The organism is Mesorhizobium sp. CNPSo 4688 (assembly GCF_057784295.1).
Map to the genome: position 1 here is coordinate 1 of NZ_JBWLUY010000081.1, position 1,106 is coordinate 1,106.

The 1,106-nt window shown below is 60.9% G+C and carries 2 protein-coding genes; both read right to left on the minus strand.

Going from position 1 to position 1,106, the window contains the following annotated elements; all coding sequences use genetic code 11:
• On the minus strand, positions 1 to 244 hold a 244-nt coding region (locus AC04SH_RS34840; RefSeq protein WP_488481846.1), incomplete at its 3' end, for a hypothetical protein.
• A 426-nt stretch (positions 245 to 670) separates the two neighbouring features.
• Positions 671 to 1,106: Ulp1 family isopeptidase (locus tag AC04SH_RS34845; protein ID WP_488578081.1), on the minus strand; the 436-nt coding region annotated here is incomplete at its 5' end.

Consider the following 1,106-nt stretch of genomic DNA (forward strand, 5'->3'; position numbering starts at 1 on the left):
CCGAAATAAGGCGAGCATCCTCGGAATAGAGAGGCTCCTTGCTGTGCCCTATCAAAACCCCAGCTGACTGGACCGGCTGCAACGTCGAGGCCGCCGGCATTGCTCTGCCGCCACGGGAACTGGCGATCTCGCTCAGCTGCCGCTCAAAGGTCGTCGCATCTGCGGACGGCACCGCGGGTGAACTCGCTCGCCGGCCCGCGCTGTCCGACTTTACCTGCTCCCACTTCGTCGAGGCGAAATCCAACCGTCCCTCCCTTCAAAAAATAGGCCTTCGAGGCTGGGCTGGATTTGACGTGCCGGAAATCAGGAACAAACTACCCTTTAACAGCCCTCGGCAGGCATGCATCGTGAGCATCGGCAGCCGATGTTCTTCCAGTGCGACCAACCCTGTCTGTTATGTTAAATGGGAAAGCTGTCGACAAGCTGATCACGACAACGCGCCTCGAGCGTGGTGCATGTGCCCGCGCGCTTCGCCGTCAAGACCCCATAGATCGAGATCCGAGACAAATACTGCTTCTCCTCGCACAAGAAATGAGTCAGCTGCTTTTTCACGTCAGGTGGAGTGCTCCTTCGCAGGGCGTGCGCCTCCCACGCCTCTCGGACCTGAGCCCCAGGCCGTGGGCGTGAGGTGCTCCAGTCTAAATTTAAGCTATCCCGCCATGGCGAAGCTTCATCCCCTCAGTCGGTTTTGCAGTGCCTGCCGATCGGCAAGGAGCCCTTCGAGGTCCAGCTGGACTGGCTGCCCTGGTTGCGCCAATCGCCTAACCAGCTCGCGCGTGCCGTCCACCACAAAGACGCCGCAATCATGACCGTTTCGCTGTTGGGTGATGCGGGGTGACTCCAAGCGCGCGCCCAGCCTCGCTGCGAGTTGTCCTGCGGGCGCCTCGTTGTATCTCCCGTTCGAGTCGTAGTGATAGGCAACCGGCCGTTCCCGCTCGCGGCGATCAACGAACAGCAGCGACCAATGGCTGCCGCGGCGATTGGCACTGGCATCGTTCACTGGCAGGAACAGGAAGTCGGCCGTGTCGTCGCCATTGTGATCATGAACGATGCGCTGGAATGCGCGTAGCATGTCGCTCTCGGTGCCCAAGCGCAGGCTGCCAAGG